Origin of the sequence: Aliidiomarina minuta, assembly GCF_003987145.1 — a bacterium.
GTDB classification, from domain to species: Bacteria; Pseudomonadota; Gammaproteobacteria; order Enterobacterales; family Alteromonadaceae; genus Aliidiomarina; species Aliidiomarina minuta.
The window spans coordinates 630151-653135 of the sequence record NZ_PIPL01000001.1; the positions used below are offsets into that span (position 1 = coordinate 630151).

The 22985-nt window shown below is 47.6% G+C and carries 21 protein-coding genes; 3 read left to right on the forward strand and 18 right to left on the reverse strand.

Translation table 11 applies throughout. The features are described from left to right. Positions 1 to 7 precede the first annotated feature (7 nt). From CWE09_RS03015 to msrB, 11 genes are all read right to left on the reverse strand, one after another. A complete protein-coding gene (locus tag CWE09_RS03015; protein WP_126802533.1) occupies positions 8 to 1390 on the reverse strand; it encodes a sodium-dependent transporter in 1383 nt (460 codons plus the stop codon). A gap of 121 nt (positions 1391 to 1511) precedes the next feature. Continuing rightward, positions 1512 to 3548 carry a carboxy terminal-processing peptidase gene (prc, locus tag CWE09_RS03020; protein ID WP_126802534.1) on the reverse strand — a complete coding sequence of 679 codons (2037 nt, stop codon included), beginning with the start codon at positions 3546 to 3548 and terminating at the stop codon, positions 1512 to 1514. A 10-nt stretch (positions 3549 to 3558) separates the two neighbouring features. Continuing rightward, complete coding sequence (gene proQ, locus CWE09_RS03025) at positions 3559 to 4200, reverse strand: RNA chaperone ProQ (RefSeq protein WP_126802535.1); 642 nt, start codon at positions 4198 to 4200, stop codon at positions 3559 to 3561. Positions 4201 to 4210: 10 nt separating this feature from the next. Then, positions 4211 to 4522 (reverse strand): hypothetical protein, encoded by a 312-nt coding sequence (locus tag CWE09_RS03030; RefSeq protein ID WP_126802536.1) that lies wholly within the window; start codon positions 4520 to 4522, stop codon positions 4211 to 4213. Then, positions 4512 to 4994 (reverse strand): GAF domain-containing protein, encoded by a 483-nt coding sequence (locus CWE09_RS03035; protein WP_126802537.1) that lies wholly within the window; start codon positions 4992 to 4994, stop codon positions 4512 to 4514. The genes CWE09_RS03030 and CWE09_RS03035 overlap by 11 nt, the downstream gene beginning before the upstream one ends. Positions 4995 to 4997: 3 nt before the next feature. Further along, on the reverse strand, positions 4998 to 5285 hold the full coding sequence (locus CWE09_RS03040) for a YeaC family protein (RefSeq protein ID WP_126802538.1): 288 nt from the start codon (positions 5283 to 5285) through the stop codon (positions 4998 to 5000). Between the two features lies 1 nt (position 5286). Beyond that, entirely contained in the window at positions 5287 to 5622 is a 336-nt protein-coding gene (locus tag CWE09_RS03045; RefSeq protein ID WP_126802539.1) for a hypothetical protein, read from the reverse strand. A gap of 126 nt (positions 5623 to 5748) precedes the next feature. Further along, positions 5749 to 7425: an alanine/glycine:cation symporter family protein gene (locus CWE09_RS03050; RefSeq protein ID WP_126802540.1), complete on the reverse strand. Its 1677-nt coding sequence runs from the start codon at positions 7423 to 7425 to the stop codon at positions 5749 to 5751. Positions 7426 to 7511: 86 nt separating this feature from the next. Next, a complete protein-coding gene (locus CWE09_RS03055; protein WP_126802541.1) occupies positions 7512 to 8639 on the reverse strand; it encodes a M14 family metallopeptidase in 1128 nt (375 codons plus the stop codon). A gap of 92 nt (positions 8640 to 8731) precedes the next feature. Then, positions 8732 to 10177, reverse strand: a complete 1446-nt coding sequence (locus tag CWE09_RS03060) for a glyceraldehyde-3-phosphate dehydrogenase (protein WP_126802542.1) — start codon at positions 10175 to 10177, stop codon at positions 8732 to 8734. 74 nt (positions 10178 to 10251) lie between these two features. Next, on the reverse strand, positions 10252 to 10638 hold the full coding sequence (msrB, locus tag CWE09_RS03065) for a peptide-methionine (R)-S-oxide reductase MsrB (RefSeq protein ID WP_126802543.1): 387 nt from the start codon (positions 10636 to 10638) through the stop codon (positions 10252 to 10254). A gap of 118 nt (positions 10639 to 10756) precedes the next feature. Here msrB and pyk point away from each other — a divergent pair, with 118 nt between their 5' ends. Continuing rightward, positions 10757 to 12190 (forward strand): pyruvate kinase, encoded by a 1434-nt coding sequence (pyk, locus tag CWE09_RS03070; RefSeq protein ID WP_126802544.1) that lies wholly within the window; start codon positions 10757 to 10759, stop codon positions 12188 to 12190. Here the strand turns inward: pyk and CWE09_RS03075 are convergent, their stop codons facing one another. The 3 genes from CWE09_RS03075 to CWE09_RS03085 all read right to left on the reverse strand — a co-directional run bounded on the left by CWE09_RS03075 (position 12191) and on the right by CWE09_RS03085 (position 15045). Further along, complete coding sequence (locus CWE09_RS03075; protein ID WP_126802545.1) at positions 12191 to 13069, reverse strand: DUF6279 family lipoprotein; 879 nt, start codon at positions 13067 to 13069, stop codon at positions 12191 to 12193. Positions 13070 to 13145: 76 nt separating this feature from the next. After that, positions 13146 to 13973, reverse strand: a complete 828-nt coding sequence (locus CWE09_RS03080) for a LytR/AlgR family response regulator transcription factor (RefSeq protein ID WP_126802546.1) — start codon at positions 13971 to 13973, stop codon at positions 13146 to 13148. Between the two features lie 4 nt (positions 13974 to 13977). Next, a complete protein-coding gene (locus tag CWE09_RS03085; RefSeq protein WP_126802547.1) occupies positions 13978 to 15045 on the reverse strand; it encodes a sensor histidine kinase in 1068 nt (355 codons plus the stop codon). A 137-nt stretch (positions 15046 to 15182) separates the two neighbouring features. Between CWE09_RS03085 and CWE09_RS03090 the strand changes: the two genes are divergently transcribed. Beyond that, positions 15183 to 16976, forward strand: a complete 1794-nt coding sequence (locus CWE09_RS03090; RefSeq protein WP_126802548.1) for a M61 family metallopeptidase — start codon at positions 15183 to 15185, stop codon at positions 16974 to 16976. Here CWE09_RS03090 and CWE09_RS03095 read toward each other — a convergent pair. The 3 genes from CWE09_RS03095 to CWE09_RS03105 are packed head-to-tail and all read right to left on the reverse strand — an operon-like array spanning position 16956 to position 19284. Then, complete coding sequence (locus CWE09_RS03095; protein ID WP_126802549.1) at positions 16956 to 17780, reverse strand: M23 family metallopeptidase; 825 nt, start codon at positions 17778 to 17780, stop codon at positions 16956 to 16958. The genes CWE09_RS03090 and CWE09_RS03095 overlap by 21 nt on opposite strands. Then, entirely contained in the window at positions 17773 to 18654 is an 882-nt protein-coding gene (locus CWE09_RS03100) for a 6-carboxytetrahydropterin synthase (protein ID WP_126802550.1), read from the reverse strand. The genes CWE09_RS03095 and CWE09_RS03100 overlap by 8 nt, the downstream gene beginning before the upstream one ends. Before the next feature lie 54 nt (positions 18655 to 18708). Next, positions 18709 to 19284, reverse strand: coding sequence for a LysE family transporter (locus tag CWE09_RS03105; RefSeq protein ID WP_126803898.1), 576 nt, complete (start codon positions 19282 to 19284; stop codon positions 18709 to 18711). Positions 19285 to 19451: 167 nt separating this feature from the next. Between CWE09_RS03105 and CWE09_RS03110 the strand changes: the two genes are divergently transcribed. Further along, on the forward strand, positions 19452 to 20342 hold the full coding sequence (locus CWE09_RS03110) for a LysR family transcriptional regulator (RefSeq protein ID WP_126802551.1): 891 nt from the start codon (positions 19452 to 19454) through the stop codon (positions 20340 to 20342). On the opposite strand, the gene CWE09_RS03115 is transcribed toward CWE09_RS03110, so the two are convergent. Then, positions 20329 to 22983: a cation-translocating P-type ATPase gene (locus tag CWE09_RS03115; protein WP_126802552.1), complete on the reverse strand. Its 2655-nt coding sequence runs from the start codon at positions 22981 to 22983 to the stop codon at positions 20329 to 20331. The genes CWE09_RS03110 and CWE09_RS03115 overlap by 14 nt on opposite strands. Between the last annotated feature and the right edge of the window lie 2 nt (positions 22984 to 22985).

The following is a 22985-nucleotide window of genomic DNA, read 5'->3' on the forward strand; positions in this document are numbered from 1 at the left end:
CTGCTTATTAAAAACGAATCACGCCAATCAGCTGCATGAAAATAATGATAATAGCGAGCGGTGCCAGGTAACGCACACAGAAGCGCCAGAGGTTATAAATAGCTGGATGGCCACCCAGTTCATCTCGCGTAAACTGACCCTTAATCGCCCAGCCCGTAAACAAAGCAACTGCCAGGCCACCCAAAGGCAACATCACATTCGACGTAATATGATCAATCACATTAAAGATATTGACCATTTCAGTACCGAAGAAATGCCAGTTAAGCACTGTCCACTCTGCGCCGGCGAAAGAGTATATGGTTAATAAACTCAAAGTCCAGAGTACCAGGCCAGAGGTCAGAGCAGCCTGCCACCGGTTCAGGGCAAATTTTTCAACTAAAAAGGCAACCGAAGATTCAATCATTGAAATAGCGGACGTAAATGCTGCCAGTACCAACATCACGAAAAAAACGGTAGCAACAAGAATGCCCGCTGGCATAGTTGCAAAGGCCAGAGGCAAGGTCTGGAATATCAGACCAGGGCCCTCTCCTGGCGTTAACGCATAACCGAAAACAATAGGGAAAATTGCCAGGCCAGCCAACAAGGCCACAAAAGTATCGGCCACCGCAACCCACATTGAAGTGCTTACAATAGAGGTTTCTTTAGGCAGGTAAGCGCCGTACATGATCATAACGCCGGAAGCCAGACTCAGCGTGAAAAATGCATGGCCCAGAGCAATCAGCACACCATTAATCGTCAACTCACTGAAGTCGGGGCGGAACATGAAGTTAACCGCAGCGCCAAAATCTCCAATTTGCGCTGCATAAATAGCAATGATCGCCAACAAAATAAGCATAGCTGGCATTAACAGGCGCACGGCCCTTTCCAAACCATGTTTAAAGCCTTTGCCTACCACAAAAACAGTGGCTGCAATCAATAAGCTGGTAAACAGCAAAAGCTCAGAAACCGAACCGGTCATGTTCGTATAGATCTCTTCTATTTCAATAGTGCCTGCTCCAGCGAACTGGCCGGAAGCACTTTTAAAAATATAGGAGAAAGCCCAGGCTGCTATGACAGAGTAAAAAGTCAGGATGACAAAACCTGTACCCATGGTCATCCAGCCGGTAACTTGCCAACTCTTATGCGCTCCTGATTCTTTAGCCAGGTTTTGTGCCGCAAAACCCGGCGAGTTACGTCCTCGTCGACCAATCAGAAGCTCACCAATTAATACGGGAACACCAATCGCAAAGATGCAAACCAGGTAAACCAATACAAAAGCGCCACCACCATTTTCACCCATAATATAAGGAAATTTCCAGATATTACCTAAGCCTACGGCAGCAGCGGTGGCTGCAAGAATAAACGAAAAGCGGCTATGCCAGCGGGTACTGATAGCGGTTCTTGTTGTCATAATGAATACTTATTTTTAGTTATAGTTTTGTATAAAGGAGGGTATAACACCACAAAGTGGCCTAAAAATACAAGCAGAAGTCAGCTGGGCTATTGGCTAGCCCAGCTGAGGAGTGGTTCTATTAACTGTCCTGACCGCGCTGGTTTATGAAATCCAGAGTGATGCGGATAGTTTCCTGCAAGTAAGGGTCTGGGTCACGGTAAGCTTCATCAGCATCTTCCGCCGCTTCCACAGGCTCCTTGCCTTCACGAGCTAAACGTTCGTTAATGCGTGCAAGGCGACGCTCACGATCCGCTTCAGACTCGGCATCTCGTTCACTTTGTACCAGCGACACATAATTTCTGTCCCGACGCGCACGGAAGCGTTCAATGTCCTCGTGAATGTAAGCAAACTCAGGGTTGTTCTCAATACGAGCCTTATGCAGCTCGGTTAGTGCCTGCAGGTTTTCTTCCGGCAGCCAGCCTAAACGGTCGAACTCTACTGAATCAATTTGATCCCAGGGTAAAGCGTTGTCAGCACGGCTTTCACCAAAATCATCAGGTTCAATAGGTGAAGGGAACAGAATATCAGGCACTACGCCGCGATGCTGTGTACTGCCCCCATCAATACGATAGAACTTAGCGATCGTATACTGAATGCTACCTAATGGATTTGAGTAAAAATCAAAACGACGCTGCAGGTTCCGATGCTGCTGCACAGTACCTTTTCCGAAGGTCTGCTCACCCACTACAATGCCTCGGTTATAATCCTGAATAGCTGCGGCAAAAATTTCAGAAGCCGAAGCGCTGAAGCGGTCCACCAGTACTGTCAATGGGCCTTCATAATAAGACACACCATCTTCATCCCTATTAACATCGATACGTCCACTGCTGTCGCGAACCTGAACAACCGGGCCCGATTCAATAAACAATCCGGTTAGAAAGATAGACTCACTCAGCGAACCGCCGCCGTTGCCTCGCAGGTCAACAACAATGCCTTCAATATCTTTCTCTTCTAATTCTTTAAGCAACTTGCGTACATCCGCTGACAAGTTGTTATAAAAACCAGGGATTTCAATAACCCCAACAGGGCGATCAGAATATTCACTTTCTTCCAGAATTTTCACGCTGGCTTTAGCTTCACGATCTTCAATACGTACTTTATCGCGAACGATTTCAACCGTTTCTGGTGTTCCCCCAGAGCCTTCGCTTTCTTTCAACACCTGCAACCGCACGGTGCTGCCTTTAGGGCCGGTAATTAAATCGACCACGTCATCAAGACGCCAGCCAATGATATCGACGAACTCTTTATCGCCCTGGGCCACTGCAATAATGCGGTCATCCGGGGCCAGTTCACCGGTTTGGTCAGCCGGACCACCAGGCACCAGGCTACGAATAACGGTATAGTCATATTCAGCCTGCAATACAGCCCCGATGCCTTCCAGTTGCAGATTCATATTTTGCTGGAAACGTTCGGCGTTACGCGGAGACAGGTAACTCGTATGGGCCTCTACGCTTCGGGCAAAGGCGTTCATTACTGTTTGAAAAGCATCTTCGCTTTTTGAGTTGGTTAACCGCTGTATCGCACTTTGGTAACGCCGCTCAAGGTTTTCCTGAATTTCATCCTGGTCGCGGCCTGCCATAGCCAAATTCAGTGCATCATTCTTCAGTCGCTGCTGCCACACAGCTTCTAACTCACTCGAATCCGCAGCCCAGTCTTCTTCAGCACGATCATAATAATAACGTTCGCCTTCGACCTCGAAATCAAACTCTTCACCTAATAACGATAAAGCATGAGCATAACGCTCGTAGCGACGTTCCAGGCTCAACTGGTAAATTTCATAAGGGAGAGAAAGATCCCCTTCCTGTAACATCACATGAAAGTTTTCAGCGTGCTCTCTGAACTTGTCGATATCTTCCTGCAGGAAAAACATGCGATTGTAGTCAAGCTGTTCAAAGAAACGGTCAAAAATTTGCTCGCCCATTGCCTCGTCCATTTCAACGCGGCTGTAATGGTAGCGGGTAAAATACGACGCAATCCGTTTACTCGCCGTTTCATGCTGGGACTCAGCGGATAATCTGGGTAATTCATCAAGATTATGATTTGGGGTTACCGCAAAAGCCAGCGGTGCCATTATAAAACCACTGAGAATCAGGCTACGGAAAAACGGCTTTCTCATTCATATACTCCTAAGATGTGACAAACACATTCTCAATCTTTACTTTCACAGTGATGCCAGACACCAACTGTACTTGTACCTCAGACTTCTCAATAGCAATAACAGTTCCCGGCATTGGTGACTGTCCTACTTTAACCTGAACATTCTGACCTTCTTCGAGGTCACCGAGCGTAACTGCTTTCAATTCAGGTTCCGCTTTTTTGTGCTTAGATTTATTGGCTGCTTTGCCCGCAGAAGGTTTTGGCCGGGGTTTCTTTTTATCGCTGGGCTGAGTTTTATCTGCTGCCGGTTTCTCCGCTTTGCGTTTTTCCGCCACTTTAGCTTTGGATTCAGCCAGAGTTTCCTGAGCATGCTGCGCATGCTCATCTTCTACAATACCCGCTTTAGCACCATCAAGATCAACACGGTCCGTACCTGTTTTCACTCCCCTAAGGTAGCGCCAGGAGCTGGTGTACTGACGCAGAGCGCTGCGCAGGCGTGTTTTACTGACCTTGGGATCCCCTTCCATGCGCTTCGCAAGGTCTTCAAAAATGCCAATTTTTAAAGGCTTAGCTTCACCACTGAGGGTAAAACACTGCGGAAATTGTTCAGCCAGGTAAGCTATTACTGCTTTGCTGGTCGCAAGCTTTTCTGATGTTTCTTGGTTGTCCATTAACTAAACCTTAATTACTGTCACTATCATCATAGTCAGCTTCATCGCGTTGTTGTTCCATTTTACGAATCACACCTGACACATAATCATCCATCTCATCACTTTCCAGCTCTGTAAGAGCTGGCTCGCGAAACCAAATGAAGCATAACTCCTCAATCAACTCAATAATCTGGGGATGACTCCAGTCATCTGCCTGCGCCTGAGTAACGGCGCTGTGTAACATCATATTAAGTTGATCAGCAGCTAATTCTGCCTCTTCTTCAAATTCATCCATATCCGCCACACTAACCAGATAGGGATGGATCTCAAATTCATTTAACATAAAAAGACCAGTTAAGGCTTTCTAGCAAATTAAGTAACTTCTCTAATCCTGCCTGGTCATCTTCATTAAAGCGACCCAAGTCAGGGCTATCTATATCAAGAACAGCCACAACTTGCTGTTCTTTTACAATAGGTATGACAATTTCTGAATTACTGGCAGCGTCACAGGCAATATGTCCTGGAAACGCATGCACATCAGTTACCAGTTTAGTCTGCTTTTCTGCTGCTGCACTACCACAAACTCCCTGTCCAAAAGGAATGCGCACGCAAGCTACTTTTCCCTGAAAAGGGCCCAGCACTAAAGTCTGGTCCTGAGCCTGTTCGTTAATATAAAACCCGGCCCAATTAATATTATCCAGACGTTCATAAAGCAACGCACTAATATTGGCCAGATTCGCAATTAAATCAGGTTCATCGGCGCACAAGGCTTCTGCCTGCTGCGTAATTTCGAGATACAAATTTGGGTCTTTCACTACTTAAGTCGACTCCGTTTCAGACGAGTTTAGGTCAAAGCGCGCGATGCTTTGCTGTTCGCGACGAAGCTCAGCCTTAGTTTTTTCTACCAGGGTGCCATTTTTACTAATTGAAAATGGTTCATCCTGTTCCAAATGACGCGCCTGATATAACATGACCAGCGCTAACGTATCTTCCCGTTGTGAAGGTGTTAATATCTGACCATCGGCCCAGCGCCCAGTCTCAACAGCATCAAGCAAACGCTGATACAGGTCGATAGTCATGTTGGCAATCAGTTGCTCATGTTGCATATTACAGTCGCTTCTTCACTAAAATGATGCGAGCCCGGTTAATCAGATACCAGATAAAACCAACAACCATAACCAGCATTGAAACCTGTACCTGCCATCCCGGGTCCGGGCTGCTTTCGTCCCGGAAATAAAAAGTACCTGCTATACCTAACATGAACAGAAGCATAGCAAGCATGCTTTGAGAGGTTAGTTTATTGATTTTGTCGGCTTTGGTGCGGCTACGCAAGCGGGCAAGCTGAGCCTGGTCCTGCCCTTCAAGGACAAAACCGCAATGCTCACATACCGCTGCTTTATCTGAAATTTTCTGACTGCACTGTGGGCAGCTTACAATAGCCATAGCTTTTCCTCTCACTACTCACTTTATGTGGGCATTGTGCCACAACATCAAGTAGCAAGGTAAGCGTAAAAAAATAAAGCAACAAACTGAACTCGTCAGTTTGTTGCTCGCTTGCGACTAACTACCTTATTTTTTATCAGGTAACTTATGCTTGTTCTCTTTCCAGTACTTATTAACGGTGCTTTTCATTTCTTTACGCATCAGAAAAATGCCCAGCAGGTTTGGCAATGTCATCATGACAATAGCCACCGCTGCGATTTTCCAGATAAGGGTAGTGTCTGACACCGCCGCGATGAAGAAACCCGCAACATAGAACAAGCGATATGGCATCACTGAACGAGGCCCTGCCAGGTAAATCATAGCTCTGTCACCATAATACGACCAGGCAATCGCTGTCGAAAATGCAAACATCAACAGACCAATAGAGACTATATACTGGCCAAAATCACCGAAGTAACCTCTGGTAAAAGCCACCGTTGTCAAGGCTGCCGAGTGAATCAACGACTCTCCCTGCACCTGAATATTATCTCTGGTGAAACGGCCATTAGTAACGTTCAGAGTGCCTGAATATGGGGTATCACCACCAATCAGAATCTCTACATTTTCCGCCACTGAACGTGAGTTCAAAATGGTATACTCACCCGCTACCGGACGGCCGGAAACAACCTCTATCTCACCTTCAAAAACTTCAACGTCATGATTGCGGCCTTGATTCAAATAGGTTGAAAGCTGGCTTCTATCCTGCTCTATCTGATCCGAATATACACCGCTTATAATACGCATATCAGAGCGATCAAAGCGATTTTGATGTTTTTCTGTCCAGACACCCGATGCCAGAATCACCAGACCGGTTAAAGTACAGATTATGATGGTATCAATGAAAGGCTCAAGGATGGATACCATGCCTTCTTCAGCAGGCTCTTTGGTACGCGCTGAAGCGTGCGCAATAGCGGCAGACCCCTGACCCGCTTCGTTCGAGAATAAACCGCGCGCTACACCCATATTGAAAGCGTAAGCAAAGCTGGCACCAACGAAACCGCCCACAGCTGCAGACCCGGTAAAGGCATCAGAGAATATAGAAACAAAAGAAGGAATGATATTTTCTACGTTATAGAAAATAACCGCAAAAGCACCCAGCACATATAAAACCGACATCAAAGGCACAATGCGCGAGGTTACTTTAGCGATACGGCGAATACCGCCGATAATCACCAGACCAAGCAATATTGCCATAACACCGCCGACCCAGACAGGCGGCACGTTGAAAGTCGCTTCCATAGCCTGAGCAATGTTATTACTTTGTGGCATGTTACCGGTACCGAAAGAACTGATAACGGTCGCGATAGCAAATATCACCGCCAACCATTTCATATTCAGGCCTTTATCCATGAAATACATGGGGCCACCGGCCATAGTGCCATCTTCGGTTTTGCTGCGATATTTATGCGAGAGCGTGACTTCTACAAATTTGGTGGTCATACCAAAAAATGCTGTCATCCACATCCAGAACAAGGCTGCGGGCCCACCTAAAAACAGAGCTAGTGCCACGCCACCTATGTTACCGGTACCTACTGTGCCGGATAAGGCTGTTGTCAGTGCCTGAAAATGAGTGGTATCACCGGGATCACGGCTGCGATCAAACTTACCGGTAACGACTCGCCAGCCATGTTTAAAAAAGCGAATCTGCGGAAACTTGAGGTAAATGGTGAAAAACAAACCCACCCCAAGCAGAATAAACGGAAAATAAAAAGCTCCGCCTAATATGCTGTCCAGAAAATCCAGTGTGTTATTGATAAATTCCAAGGTAGCCCCCTGACTTTATTATTGTTTATTGTAATTATGACGGCGCTCAGCCAATTCTCTGGCGCCGTTTGATAGTAGCAGGTTTTTTAGCGTAATTGGTCCGCTACCGCATGTATTGCCGCCAGGGTATCGTAGCCGAACTGCTGACTACGTATATCCGACCAACCGGTTTCCAAGTTTGGAATACCGTCGTTATCTTTAAAAGGCATCTCAACAGTAAAGGACAAACAATTGAAAGTCTCCCCCACATTTGCGGAGCCTACCGTCAGATTCGCTTCACCAGGAGCACTTCGCTCATAGCCATGCTCAACCTGAAACTCCGGAGTAGCTGCCAATAGCGCATTTTTAAAAGCGTTTTCCAGTTGCTCCAGCCGTTCATCATATCCTGGATTCCCCTCACAGCCAGCAACGAAGTTATATGGAATCGCCTCATCGCCGTGAATGTCTAAAAACATATCCACACCACTGTCGACCATTGCCTGACGCACCAGGTAGACTTCCGGGCTCTTCTCCATGCTGGGCGTCTGCCACTCACGGTTCAGATTAACGCCTTTAGCATTAGTGCGCAGGTGGCCACGTGCACTGCCATCAGGATTCATATTAGGTACAATAAAGAAGGTTGCTTTTTGCAGCAATAAGCGCGCAACACCATCGTCGTCATCTAATAAGCGATGTAAAAGGCCTTCCACAAACCATTCCGCCATACTTTCACCAGGGTGTTGCCGGGCGGTAATCCAGATATTCAACTTTTCCGGCGAGGGTTCACCCACCACTAACAAAGTCATATCACGGCCATCCAGAGTCTGTCCCAGCAAGCGCTGCTCAACCCAGGAAGACTGCTGTGCTGCCTGCAACAAGTCCTGATGCCGCTCGTAACTATAAGGTACAAAGTAGGCGTAATACACGGTTTCCTGTTCTGGTGCATGCGTAATCAACAGGTTTTCACCATCAAACTCAGTAGGTACCCGGAACCAGTGTTCACGATCATAACTAGCCATAGCCTGATAACCTTTCCAGCCATCAGGGTAAGCCGCTTTGTCGACACCTTCAATCACCAAGCGGTGCTCAACATCCGCCTGACTGTATAATTTAAAATGGAACCATTGAAAAAAATCAGACTGATGATCGGCGCGAATGCGGAGGCGGATAGCATCAGGTTGCTCAGCAGCAATCACTTCTATATTGCCACTGTCAAAATTACTGGAGATAAACATACAACGAAAACTCCCTGCTTAAATAGTAAGCATAGATAAAAAAGACCACAGTAAAAATAAAGCGCCCGCAGGCGCTTTATCATTTCATTTACTTATTTAGGAAAGCTAAGTACGTGCTGGCCAGCCATATCCTGCACTACCCGCAGAACCTGACAGCTATAACCAAACTCATTATCGTACCAGACATAAAGGACCGCTCTGTTGTCTTCAACAATGGTTGCCTGAGAGTCAACGATGCCCGCATAGCGACTACCGACGAGGTCAGAAGACACAATCTCAGTAGACGCCGTATAATCAACCTGATTCTGCAAATCAGAAAATAGCGCAACTTCACGCAGGTATTCATTCATCGATTTTTTATCAGAAGATTTACCCAGATTCAGGTTCATGATCGCCATGGATACATTCGGAGTAGGCACCCGGATTGCATTACCGGTCAGCTTGCCCTGTAACGCAGGAAAAGCTTTAGCGACCGCTTTAGCAGCGCCTGTTTCAGTCAGTACCATATTAAGCGGGGCCGAACGTCCGCGTCGGTCAGCACTATGGTAATTATCAATAAGGTTTTGATCATTAGTATAAGCATGCACAGTTTCTACGTGGCCACTAAGAATCTCAAATTTGTCGTGCAGTGCTTTCAGTACTGGCGTTATGGCATTGGTAGTACAGCTTGCGGCTGATAAAATCATGTCTTCTGCCAGAATATCTGCATCATTTACGCCATGCACGATATTCTTAATACTGCCTTTTGCTGGTGCTGTTAACAGTACTTTTTTAGCCCCTTTGGACTTCAGGTGCAGGCCCAGGCCGTCCTCATCTTTCCAGATGCCGGTGTTATCCACGATAATGGCGTCTTTAATCCCGTACTTGGTGTAATCCACCTGATCCGGGCCATCCGAATAAATTACCTGAATCTTAGTACCGTTAGCTTTAATTGCCTGCGCCTCATGATCAACCGTGATAGAACCATTAAAAGGCCCATGCACCGAATCACGGCGTAACAGGCTGGCACGTTTTTCTAAGTCCCCTTCACGACCACCACGAACAACAATAGCCCGTAAGCGCAACTTGTTGTTTTTACCATTCTTTTCAATCATTAAACGGGCGAGCAAACGACCAATGCGACCGAAACCATAAAGCACCACATCCTGAGGCTCTACATTATCCGGCTTGCCAATTACGTCGGATAGTTCCTGCTCTAGGTATTCTTCAATGCTTAGCTTCTGGTTTTCGCTTTTAAACAGATAATTGAAAGCAAGCTTACCGATATCCACCCGCGCCGGTGCCATTTCCATTTCTGATAAGGCTTTTAAGAAAGGGTAACTTTCCCGTAAACGCAGCTTTTGACCTTCGTGCTGACGAACCAGACGGTGAGTTTTGATAATATCAATGGTAGAACCGTTTAACAGCGTACGGCCATAAACCAGTATTTCTACGCCTTTAGTGCGGTACATGCGGCCTACCAGAGGCTGCATTAATTCAGCATATTCCTGACGCTCTTCCCAGCTCGACAAGGTACGATCATTCTGCGCTTCAGTCATTCCAAAACCCTTTAATTGCAAAAAAATTTCGGCCGCTATTGTACTCAAAATCAAGGCTAGCGACCATAGCTAAATTATTCATCGGCTGCTTTAAAATCCAGTGACAGAGAATTTACACAATAACGCTGCCCTGTTGGAATGGGTCCGTCTGGAAAAACATGCCCTAAATGGCCACCACAGTTAGCACAGAGGATTTCAGTACGGCGCATGCCCATTGAAACATCTTCTTTATATTCAACCTGATCGCCAAGTGACTGATAAAAACTAGGCCACCCGCACCCTGCATCAAACTTAGTATCTGCTGAAAACAGTTCAGTGCCACACCCGGCACAAACATAAATACCGGGGCGTTTTTCGTCCAGCAAGGCGCCAGAAAAAGGTCGCTCAGTGCCTTTTTCTCGCAGAACCCGATATTGTTCCGGGCTAAGTTTTTCTTTCCACTCACGCTCATCATGACTCATATTTTATTCCTCTGATATCCAGACACAGCCACTTAATAGCCTAATTGTCATAGGTTAGAAATTTTTCTTATGGTAGCATTAGGATCATCTCCCGCAAGCGACCTGAGGAGCTTTTCGCATGCTACGACGTACCAAAATCGTGACCACTTTAGGCCCGGCAACGGACGACCCAGCAGTGCTGGAAGCGCTTATAATTGCCGGTGCCAATGTAGTTCGCCTCAACTTTTCTCATGGTGCCGCGGAAGACCAAATTCGCCGTGCCGAAATGGTTCGTGAAATAGCCGCCAGGTACAATCGTTATGTAGCTGTTTTAGGCGACCTACAGGGTCCTAAGATCCGTATTGCGCGCTTTATTGACGAGAAAGTCACTTTACATACGGGCGCTACTTTTATTCTTGACGCCGAACTCGACAAACAGGCAGGCAGCGAGAAAAGTGTCGGTCTGGATTATGCTGAACTGCCAAATGATGTAATTAACGACGATATTTTATTATTGGATGATGGACGTATCCGTTTACAGGTAACCGATGTTTCCGGCAGTCAGGTTATCACTAAAGTATTGATAGGCGGCAAGCTTAGCAACAATAAAGGCATTAATCGCCTGGGCGGTGGTTTGTCTGCTGAAGCTTTAACCGAAAAGGACCTGGCAGATATTAAAACTGCGGCAGAGATTAACGTCGACTATCTGGCTGTCTCCTTCCCTCGCACCAGTGACGATATTAATCGCGCACGTAGTCTGTTGCGTCAGGCTGGCGGCACCGGCGCTATGTGCGCCAAAATTGAGCGCGCCGAAGCGGTTGCTACAGATGCTGCGCTCGACGACATTATCTATGCATCAGATGCTGTTATGGTTGCGCGGGGCGATCTGGGGGTAGAAATCGGAGATGCTCAACTGGTCGGCAAGCAAAAGCAGATTATTAATCGTTCACGCAGCCTGAATAAAGTGGTTATTACAGCCACTCAGATGATGGAGTCGATGATTGACAACTCAATGCCGACCCGGGCCGAAGTCATGGATGTTGCGAATGCAGTACTGGATGGTACCGATGCGGTCATGTTATCTGCCGAAACCGCTGCTGGTAAATTCCCGGTAGAAACCGTTAAAGCTATGGCTGAAATCTGCGCGGGTGCTGAAATTCATCCCAGTGTCAAAATCTCCTATCATCGAATGGATGAGAGCTTCACCTCAGTGGCAGAGTCTACGGCAATGTCAGCAATGTACGCGGCTAATCATTTAACTGGCGTTAAAGCTATTATTGCACTAACTGAGTCTGGTCATACCGCTAAACTGATGTCGCGCATTACTACAACCTTGCCCATTTTTGCCTTATCCAGACATTCAGACACCCTGGCGAAAGTAGCCCTCTATCGCGGTGTTTATCCGTTATATTTCGACACACGAAAATCGGAACTTAGTAAACTTATTCGTGATGCCATGGCTGTGGTAGAAAAACGAGGGCATCTCAATAAAGGAGACTTCGTGATTGTCACCCACGGTGATGTAATGGAAACCGTGGGATCTAGTAACACCCTTAAGATCATGCAGGTGTAACTAAATTTCAACCGAACGGCTGCGCATCATAGAAGCTAAGTCAGTGCGCCAGCCGTTCAGCTTTTCAATAGCGTGTTCGCGTTGTTCCGTGGTCAATTTATCCGTAAGCTCTAAAAGCGCCTGGCGGCTGAGAGCCTGACTCTGCTCGCCAAGCTCGTTAAGCTCTTCACTACGCAGTTGCTCTGGTTGCAGAAAAAGGAGCTCTAACAAGGCAGCAAGTTGCTCACTATCGTGTCGCTGATTAAGCGCTTCCGAAAGCCCTTCTGCCCAACGTACACGATATTCAATCCATAACTGAGTCATATCCGGCATTTGCTGGGTCCAGGTTTTGATGATTTGCTGCTGTTCATCGGTAATCTCACCAAACCATCGCTCAACCTGCTCAGCTATGGACTCAGCACTTTCATCGCGTCTTTCTGCAGTGGTCTGTTCTTTGTATTGATCCGCTCTTTCCTGAATATTTCCCGCAATACTAACTATGAGTTCGTCAGCCTGTTCATCGCTTAAACGGGGTAAGAGACTTTGCGCCGGCGAAAGTGCACTTTGACGTATCGCCAGCCAGTAATCCGCCATCTGTTGCTCGTAATAAGACAAGCGTTCAGTATTCAAATTCTGCTTTTCCAGATCCTCGGTTAGTTCACCAATTAAGGCATGATAACGTGGCATTTCATGCTCAGCGTGCCACTGTAGCAACGTGTCAATGTTACCTCGCAATGCGCCCCTTTGCTCGCTATCTAAAGATACGAAGCTCCGGGCCTGCCAGGCCAGATAAGTATCCGCAAAACGGTATGCCATCTGACGCGCACAACCTGCGACGGCAAGTATGATGAAAAATACAATGAGTATGCGGCCGGTAAAAGGCCAGCTGATTTTTGCCATGAAAGGGCTACCTCGTAAACCTGGGAAGGCGAGTTACATTAAAGTGGGATACGATAGTACTAAGGGCTTTGATCAGTTAATTGCCTAAAATAAGTTGTTTGATTTTATCTTTATAACTACGACTAACCTTAAGTTCTTCACCATTTTGCAGGATAAGATGATACTCACCGTTCTGGCGGCTACACAGTTTTTCAACCTGACTTAGATTTACAATAGCCGAGCGATGTATGCGCTGAAAACTTTTTGGGTTCAGCTCTTTTTCCAGTTCTTTCATGGTGCGTCGTAAAATATGGGTTTCATTGCAGGCGTGAATACACATGTAGTCACCGGCAGCATCAATCCATTCAATAGCGCTGATCGCAACACGGGTAATTTCACCGCTTTCTTTAATCGCGATATGTTCCGGGTAGTTGTCCTGAGTAAGCTCCTGCCCGGCTGCCAGACGTTGCAAAATATCTTCGCAGTCTTCACCGGTCATATCTGAAACCAAATCCAGTAACTTAGCCTGATGTTCTTTTTCGCGACGACCTGATAACTCAGCAGTGATACGTTCCAGAGTTTGCGTCAGCCGTTCCTCGTCTACAGGCTTTAGCAAATAATCCAAAGCACGAACTTCAAAAGCTCGAATCGCATACTGATCATAAGCAGTCACAAAGACCACTGCAGGCATAGTGATGTTTTTCTCGTTCAGTTTACGCAGAACATCAAACCCGCTTAACCCTGGCATTTGAATATCTAGTAATACCAGGTCGGGTTTATGTTCCTGAATAGCGGCCAGAGCTTCACGACCACTGCTGCATTCCTGAATTAGCTCAATCTGCTCAAATTGAGCCAGTCGAACTAGCAAACCACGACGCGCAAGTTGCTCATCATCTACTACAATAGTTCGAATTTTCTCATTCATGACATTACACTACCTGCCAGGGTATACGAATTTCAACCAGGCATCCGTTTGGTTGGTTTGCAGACAGATTAAAGGAGTAACGCTTCCCATACAAGGCCTTTAATCGCTGGCGGGTATTACTTAATCCTACTCCGGTTCGCCCATTATAGGTAGTTTTCGGCTCTGAGAAAGGTACGGGCCCATTGTCCGCAACCTCAATCAACAGATCTTCCCCGTCGACCTTCGCCCTTATTTCTATCAAACCACCTTCCTCCAGCCTGGCAATCGCATATTTTATCGAATTTTCGATAATAGGTTGTAGCAACATGCTGGGCACCAGTCCACGACTGGCCGACTCGCTTACAGATGTGGTTACCTGCAGGCGTTCTTCAAAACGCACTTTTTCAATATCCAGATACAGCATCATCACCTCCAGCTCCCGGGATAACGGGATTCTTTTAATAGGTTCGTTATCCAGTGAGAAGCGCAGAAAGTCACTGAGTTTAGCCATCATCTTATTCGCCGCTTTATTCTCCTGCACCAGAATAAGCGTCGAAATAGCATTCAGTGTATTGAACAGGAAGTGAGGATTTAACTGGTAACGCAGCATTTTTAGTTGCGATTGATGTGCCATGGAAACCGCTGTCAGGGCTTTTTGTTTCTCGTCCTGCAGCATCTGATAGTACTTGATCACAAAGTACAGCCCGCTCCAGCTCAACATAATATAAAACTTAGCGATACTATGGTTAAAATAGAATAATGGATTATGTGGGCGATAACCGAACTTATAGATTTCCCACTGAGTCGCATTGTCTATCACAGCCCAGATAGCCGCCGCCATAAAGGAACAGAAAAATACCACAGTACCCAATAGCCAGGGCGACCAGTCCCAGATACGCCGGTACAAATAGCGTAACGGAATGGTGAGCAAGAAGCCGGCATAGGCGCCCAGCAAAATGATCACCACGTAAATATCACGCATTTCCTGAGTCAGCGAGCCTATGTATTGCACCAGGGCATAGCCAAACCAACCGCATGTCTGCAGAATCCAGAAAAACTTATTTCTGTCTTCGAGTAAGAGTCGCCACTTCACAAATGTTACTTAGTTGTACAAAATTTTAACAATTATAATTAATTTCTACTGATAAACCGACTCTCTTTATCTCGCCATTGTCGCCCTCTGTCGCATTGGTTACACTCGTTAACCAGCTATCGTATAAGGAGTAATCAATGTCACAGAGCGCAATTCGATATCAGGTGTCTGCCAGCGACTGCAATGGACATTATTTTACCGTCAGCATGCACATCCCTGCCCCTGATAAAAAAGGACAACAACTGCGCCTGCCCGCCTGGTTACCCGGTAGTTATATGATTAGGGATTTCGCTAAGAACATCATCACATTGCAGGCTTATTCGGATGGTCAGCAAGTTGAGGTCATACAGTTGGATAAGCAGCAGTGGCAGATTGCTAAGGTCAGTGGCCCACTGGATATTGTCTATCAGGTCTACGCCCGGGACCTCTCAGTGCGCACCGCTTACCTGGATGACGAATTTGGTTTCTATAATCACAGCGCACTCTGCCTGGAAGCGTTAGGCCAGGCCGACTCACCCTGCGAAGTCAGTATCCAGGTACCCACTACTAAACCGGATTGGAAGCTGGCTACCGGTATGCCCAGAGTGAGTGGTGAGCACTTTGGCGAAGGCCGCTTCATGGCCAGTAACTACGATGAACTGATAGATTTTCCAGTGCTTATGGGCGACCTCAGCATTCAGGACTTTATTGCTCAGGGCACTCGCCATCAAATAGTACTCGCAGGCCAGCATCATGCTGACATGCAGAGGATCAGCGGTGATTTAGCCCGTATCTGTGAAACCCAGCTGGATCTCTTTGACGATCAGGCGCCTTTCGAGCATTACACCTTTTTAGTCATGGTAGTAGGTAACGGCTTTGGAGGACTTGAACATCGCAACTCAACTGCTTTATTGTGCAGTCGCAAAGACCTCATTCATGCCAACCAACAAGGCATTACCGACAGCTATCGCACTTTCCTGAGCCTGTGTTCTCATGAGTACTTTCATAGTTGGAATGTGAAACGCCTGCGCCCCCGTGAGTTTATCCCTTTTCAGCTGGATAAAGAACAATACACTGAGCAGTTATGGTTTTATGAAGGGGTCACTTCTTACTACGATGATTACCTGCTGCACAGGGCTGGCCTGAGCTCGGCTACACAATACTTACAGAGCATGGCCGCGACTATGAGTCGCGCCCTCACCTACAAAGGCGCCCAGCGTCAGAGCATTACCCAGTCGAGCAAACTGGCCTGGACTACTTTTTATCAGCAGAATGAAAACGCACCCAACGCTATTGCCAGTTATTACAGTAAAGGCGCGGTCACTGCGCTTTGTCTGGATCTGCTTATACGACGTCATAGCGAGCACCAGCATAGTCTGGACGATGTCATGCGTTATTTATGGAATAGACTCGGTAAACCTGAAAAAGGTACCCGCATGGAAGATTTGACCGCCGCGTTTATTCAGTTTGGTGGCAAGCCGGTTGAAGATTTCCTGCAACTAGCACTGTATAGCACAGAACCCTTACCAGTAGAGGAACTACTCAAAAGCTTTGGGGTTGATGTGCAGTATTATGCGGCGGAAACCGAAAGCAGCCAACTGGGTAAAAAACCACGGATACAACTTCCGGTAGCTTTGGGAGCCCGTTACCAGGCCTCAGAACAGGGACTGGTGTTACAACAGGTATTTGAACAGGGAGCTGCCTATGAAGCGGGCTTGAGTGCCGGTGATCGTATTATCGCCATCGATAACTTACAGATAGGCGCCAACAATCAACTGGAATTCTGGAGCCGCTATCAGCCAGGTGATCAGGCCATAGTGCATGCCTTTCGCCGCGATCAGTTGCAGTCGCGACCTTTAGTTTTTCAGGCAGCAGAGAAAAACAATATAGTGCTCGAAATCACCGACCCTGAGCAATTAAACGGCTGGCTCTCAACGCTCGTCGAGCAATAACTCAGGATCCAGACGCACCTGGCCCCAGTTCAAACGCCAGTCCAGATGGGGGCCAGTGGCGCGCCCTGTAGCACCTATCTCCGCTATTACATTGCCCTGCACCAGATAATCACCCTCTTCCACCAGAATACGGTGCAGATGAATAAAGGTCGAAAACACACCATGTCCGTGATCGACAATCAAAGTGCCCCCTGACATCAGCATGTCCGGGTGTACCAGGGTCACTACACCGTTGGCGGGAGCCTTCACCGGAGAACCTGTAGGTGCTGCGATATCAAAACCCCAATGTGGGTTACGGGGTTCGCCATTTAAAATGCGTTGACTGCCGTAGACACCGGTCACACGACCTTCCGCTGGCCAGATAAAGTTACTGGAAAAATAGGTCATGTCGCTACGCTGCTGGCGTGCTTTCCAGACCAGCTCAGCATCCGCCCGGGCACGTTTCTGTGCTTCCGGATCCGGGGTTACTGTCTCCTGCGGCAAACCGTCAACTCGTTGAATATTATACTCACGACTGGCCACTTCCAGAGTTTTCTGATGTGACTGCCCTTCGTTATCAATCACCGTCAGTTGATATTCAGAATCGGCCTCTCGCGGAAAACCTATGACAAAATAACCATTTTCGGCGACTTTAATTTCTTCGCCATTAAACTCAACCCGGTTACCCGGTTCCGTTTTACCTACCACCATGCTGCCCTGTTTAAGCTCGCCTTTGAGTGTTGGCTCAGCCGCACTGGCGGTACCTATCGCCAACACAGCAAGGCAGCTCGCCAGCAGCAGATTCGTCGCTATTTTATTACGCATAACCTATAGCTCCTTTACCAACGCCTTCATAAGCTATAACTTTCACTTTCGAATCCGGAAAGTCAGCTTTGATGGCGTTCGCCAGATATTCTGAAATACATTCAACCGTTGAGTCAGTTGCAATAATAGTATTCTCAGCGGCTGGAATGGCTAATTCAAAAAGCCCCTGGTCCGCCTGATAGCTATAACATACATGATGTTCGCCAACGAGTTCAGCAGCTTTACCTGATAATTGCATAACCTTCGAAGCCACTTCATCTTCTGCTGAGCCCACATAAATATCTTCCCACCGTGACGCCCATAACTTTTCCAGACGTGGAAAGCGAATGCCATCCACAAAGATCTGCAATCGTGAACGATGGCCATGAGCAATCCGCTGGCAGTTCCCATCATGCTTTTTCAGTCCGTGCGTGTAATGATAGTAGAAACCACTAATATCCTCAGCACGCAGTGTCAGCTTCAGCCCTTCTACGTTAGTCGGCAACTCTCGTTTTATAACCGCATGTAAATAGGTTTTCACGGTCTCCATACTGACTTCATCGGCATCAATAAACGCGAAAGCATCTGCAGGGCAAAATAAATGCACTGACTTTGTATCCGGACGGATAAAATCAACCCAATAACCACTCTCGTCTTCACTGCGACTAACCTGGGTATAAGGATGATCGCTGGGAACCGCCAGTTTATGGTCAACCGAGTCATCAATAATAGCTTTAATCTGCTTTTTAACCCGCCCAAAATCGAGCACCATAGACTGATCATTCAGCGAGCCATCCAGCGTAATATCCACTATCCAGCTTTCACCCACCACACCCCGTTGCGGACAGAGGTAAGAAAAGTCGATAACGGTGAGATCATTTACAAATAATTGCATGCCAGTGGTTAACTCTTGGTCGGGAAAAATATAAAGGTCTATTGTACATTAACTTCAGCTGAGCCACCATTGCCACAGCAGGTGAGCCGCCAATGCCCACAAAAATACGCCCATGATACGGTCAAACCAGTAGCCTTTCTGCAACAGCAGCATACGTATGTATGTATTACCCAGCAAAACTGATAATAAACAGAACCACAGCATAGTCGCTAACGCCATGTATAAACCGTACCCTGCCTTCACCATCATAGGTGTGGTGGGTGCTATTACCGAGGTAAAAAGGGCCAGGAAGAACAAGGTCGCTTTCGGATTCAACGCATTGGTAAAAAAACCAATCAGCCAGGCTTTACCAGCACCTGGTTTCTGCATTGCTGATGTATCCAGAGTCTGTGCCTCGGCGGGTGAACGTATGGCCTGCAAGCCTAGCCAGAAAAAATAAGCAGCGGCCAGCATCAGTAAGCTCTGATACAGCCAGGGAGTGGTGTTAATGATTAACGCCACACCTAACAACGAATAAGCGATATGCACCAGAATGCCAGCACCAATGCCAATGCTGATATAGCAACCTAAACGAATTCCGTAACGTACGCTGTAACGACTGACGACCGCAAAATCTGGACCAGGACTCATGACCGCGAGCAAATGGGCAATCGCAATGGTGGCAAACTCCACCCCATAGTTAGCTAACAAAAGATACCGTCTCCTATTCTCCGGCAAATAAACAAAAGACCTGTACTTGCGTCCTGCAATCGGGCCATCTATGATTATTAAAAATTAACTTAAGTTGATATAAAGTCATGACAAAGTCTTCATTACCTTCGCTCAACGCGCTGCGTGTCTTTGCCACTGTTGCCCGTGAGCAAAGCTTTAAAAAAGCAGCTACTGAGCTGGGAGTTACCCAATCTGCAATCAGCCGCCAGATAAATACCCTGGAAGAGCAACTGGGCATGCGCCTCTTACAGCGAGATAACCGGGTACACGCACTAACAGCGACTGGCCAGTTATTAGCCCCTGAATTGCTGCGTATGTTCGAACAATTGCAAGAGCTTATCAATAAAGCCACCAGCAGCGAAGCCGCCAATGCCCGTTTACTGAAAATAGGTATCAGTAATGAACTGTTACGCTGGTGGTTAGGGCCTTTGCTGAAAGAGTTTTATGCCATTTACCCACATCTGGAACTTGAGTTTGTTGCCTTACCCGAATACTCAAGTAGCCAAAATGCAGAATATTTAAAACAACTGCTCACCCAGGATCAACTCGACGCAGTGCTGATTATGGGGCAACTCAGCGGCCGGCATTTACAAGCCACCAATCTGGGAGATACCGAACTGTTATTTTGCAGTACCCGTCTGGAGTCCGCTCTGAAGTCTGACAATGCGGTCTACAGTATCCGTGAAAGCAATGATTGGCAGGACTGGAGCCGAATTCACAGCCCTCCTGCCCACACTAAAACGAAAGCTACAGATAACACTGCGATGGCCCTGGATCTCATCAGCCTTCAGGGCGGCAGCCTGTTGCTGCCCTCTCACTACCGCAAGCTACTTAAGGACGCGCCACTGAAAAATAACAGCGACCTGAATGCCTCAGGCTCTGCCAGCCTGCGTCTTTATACCGCACGTCATAAAGAACACGAGCTGGCTGTAATTGCTTTCAGTAATTGGTTACAACATGTGGCTAAGCGTGGTTAAGGCGTCGTCTGAGCCACTTTTCAGCTTCCAGTACGATAAACAACAGTATGCCTATAGCCACACATAACAAACCATGCCTGAGACTCAGGCCCTGGGTATCAAACAAAGTCTGTAATATCGGCAGGTAGGTAAACAGCAGTTGCAGCACCAGTACCAGACTGACCGCCAGAATAACTGGCCGTGAGCCTTTAATCCCATGCCAGGTCAATGAGGCACCGTGTAAATACCGCACGCTAAATAAATACCAGACTTCCATAGCCACTAAAGTATTAACCGCTAAAGTGCGTGCATAAGCATCCTCAAAACCCTGTGCCAGGCCCCATTGGAAAACGGCGAAAATACCGGTGGTAAATAACAGCGAAACAAAAACCACACGCCACACCAGAAAACCCGATAACCAGGCTTCATCAGCACGCCTTGGCGGTCGTTGCATCACGTCTTTTTCGCTCGGTTCAAAAGCAAGTGCCAACGCCAGAGCTATTGAACTGACCATGTTAACCCAGAGGATCTGCAGCGGCATTATGGGGAGGGTCAAGGCAAACAAAAGTGCCAGTATGATCGCCAGCGATTCCCCACCGTTAACTGGTAAGAGAAAGGAAATCGCTTTTTTCAGATTGTCGTACACCGTGCGTCCCTCGTGCACAGCATTCACTATAGACGCAAAGTTGTCATCGGTGAGCACCATTTCACTAGCTTCACGAGCGGCCTCTGTACCGTTGCGTCCCATAGCAATGCCGACATCGGCGCGTTTTAATGCAGGCGCATCATTGACCCCATCTCCGGTCATAGCCACCACCAGATTCTGTGCCTGCAACGCTTTTACCAGACGTAATTTATGTTCCGGAGTGGTACGAGCAAACACATCGGTATCTAAAATAGCCTGAGTCAGCGCCTCATCGTCCATCTCATCCAGTTCACTGCCGGTAATGGCTCTGTCCGTATGTTTGAGTTCCAGCTGCTCACCGATAGCCCGGGCTGTAGCGCCATGATCGCCGGTGATCATTTTCACCGCAATGCCCGCTTCATGACAGGCTCGAATCGCCTTCAACGCTTCTTCACGGGGTGGATCCATCAGCGCCACCAGGCCTATCAGTTGCAGTTCATCCTGCAATTCTTCATGTTCCAGCTGTTCCTGTTTCGCGCTGCATTTTTTGACTGCAAGTGCCAATACGCGCTGCCCTTCAGCCGCCAGCTCGTCTACTCGTTCTTTCCACCGCGTGGCTGAATAACCGCCGTCAGTGAAATCAGAGCTGCACATATCAATGACTCGTTCAGGCGCGCCTTTTACGAAAATGCGCGCATCTTCTCCCTTGTGGTGCGCCGTCGCCATGTATTTGTACTTAGAATCAAAAGGAATTTCGGCGTCACGTGGCCAGGCTTTCTGATCGTCATCCGTTAAGCCGCTTTTGTAAGCCATAGTCAACAAAGCGCCCTCCATGGGATCACCCCTGACCGCCCATTGGTCATCTTTTTGTTCCAGACTGGAATCATTGCAAAGCAAAGCCGCTAGTGCCAGCTCCTGGAGTAGCTCCGGTTGTGCACTGAATTCACCAGTGGGTTCATAACCCGTTCCAGATACATCCACTGTCTCCTCAGACAATTGCAACTGAGTAACCATCATTTCATTGCGGGTCAAGGTACCGGTTTTATCCGAACAGATAACAGATACCGCACCCAGCGTCTCAACCGCGGGCAAACGTCGAATAATTGAGTTGCGCGAGGCCATGCGGGTCACCCCGATGGCCAGCGCTACAGTGAGTATGGTGGGCAAACCTTCCGGAATCGCCGCGACCACCAGACTGACGATGGCCATGAAGAGGTAACTGGGATCATTGCCACGCAACATGCCAAATAAGAATACCAACGCCGCCACGCCCAGAATCGTAAACGTCAGATAACGAGCAAACTGGGCCATCTGGCGCAATAAGGGTGTGGTCAGTTCTTCCACGCCGGAGAGCATCTTATTAATGCGACCCAGTTCAGTGTCACTGCCTGTGGCTACGACCAGGCCCGTGCCCTGCCCCTGAGTAATCAGAGTTCCAGAAAAAGCCATATTCCGGCGATCCGCCAGTGCCGTATCCTGACTCAGGGAACCCGTTTCCTTCTCAATCGCAAGCGATTCGCCCGTTAACGCCGCTTCCTGAATCGCTAAGCTGTTGCTTTTCAAAAGCCGCACATCAGCAGGCACCTTAGCGCCTGCCTCCAGTACAATAACATCGCCAGGCACCAGCTCTTTGGCTGCAATTTGTTGTTTTTCACCGTCCCGGATGACCAGAGCATTACTGGATAACATGCCCTGAATGGACTTCAGCGCCTTTTCCGCTTTGCCCTCCTGAAAAAAACCGATAATAGCATTGACCAGAACGACCGCCAGAATGACCGCCATATCAATCCATTCACCGAGCATAGCGGCCAAAGCCGCGGCCACCAGCAGCACATAAATCAGCAGGTTCTTAAACTGGCGTAATAAGCGTTGCCACCAGGGTACATTTTTGCCCTGCGGTAATAGATTCTGACCATACTCTTGCTGCAACTGAGCAATGTCCTCAGCGTGCAGCCCCTGTTGCATATCACTTTCAAGATGGGTAACGGCATCTTCTTTACTCAGTTGATGCCAGTGCGTCGATTCATCCTTACTCATGG